1 protein-coding gene is annotated in these 403 nt (G+C 71.5%); it reads right to left on the bottom strand.

Translation table 11 applies throughout. The annotated features are described in order from the left end of the window. Positions 1 to 74 precede the first annotated feature (74 nt). The coding region (locus TW83_RS18405; RefSeq protein WP_045984237.1) for an FAD-dependent monooxygenase at positions 75 to 403 on the bottom strand (329 nt) is incomplete at its 5' end.

The raw sequence follows: 403 nt of genomic DNA on the forward strand, positions 1-403 counted from the left end.
TGATTTGCGTCGCGCGGCGGCCGGGGGGCTATGCGCCCCCCGGACCCCCGTCGCGGAGGGGTGCCGATGGCGGGTCAGGGTATCTGTCCCACGGGATCGAAGTCATAGAGCCAGTCGAAACGGCCGGGCATCAGCGACGGCGCAAGGCGGTCCGCCACGCGCAGCACCGAATGCGCGCCGATCCGCATGACACCCCCGAAATGATAGTTGCGGGCACTGGCGTTCGCCGCATCGACGATCCGGGTCACGCGCGGCTGGCGCAGCGCCTGATAGCGGGCCAGGGCCTGCGGCTGATCCGGGATCGCGTCCAGGCAGGCGGCAAGCGTCCAGGCGTCCTCGATGGCCATGCCCGCGCCTTGGGCCAGAAAGGGCAGCGTCGGGTGGGCCGCATCGCCCAGCAGGG

This window comes from Paracoccus sp. S4493 (assembly GCF_000967735.1).
Classification (GTDB): Bacteria; Pseudomonadota; Alphaproteobacteria; order Rhodobacterales; family Rhodobacteraceae; genus Paracoccus; species Paracoccus marcusii.